Below are 317 nucleotides of genomic sequence, written 5' to 3'. Positions count from 1 at the left end.
GGTCCGCTCGGCCAGGGCCTGGCCAACGCCGTTGGCTTCGCGTTGGCGGAAAAGGTGCTGGGCGCGCAGTTCAACCGTCCCGGCCACAACATCGTCGACCACCACACCTACGTGTTCCTCGGTGATGGCTGCATGATGGAAGGCATTTCCCATGAAGTCGCCTCCCTGGCCGGCACCCTGGGCCTGGGCAAGCTGATCGCCTTCTACGATGACAACGGCATCTCCATCGACGGCGAAGTCGAAGGCTGGTTCACCGACGATACGCCGAAGCGTTTCGAGTCCTACAACTGGCAGGTGATCCGCAACGTCGACGGCCA

Annotated in this window: 1 pseudogene; it reads left to right on the top strand. The window is 62.8% G+C overall.

Going from position 1 to position 317, the window contains the following annotated elements:
* A pseudogene (locus ACL9RJ_RS33245) lies at positions 1-317 on the top strand (transketolase); the annotation flags it as partial.

The sequence above is a fragment of the Pseudomonas sp. Mn2068 genome, from assembly GCF_049319725.1.
In the GTDB taxonomy this organism is placed as follows: domain Bacteria; phylum Pseudomonadota; class Gammaproteobacteria; order Pseudomonadales; family Pseudomonadaceae; genus Aquipseudomonas; species Aquipseudomonas gingeri.
Note: the sequence above shows the minus strand (reverse complement) of the source record. Positions and strands in the feature narration are given on the sequence as shown.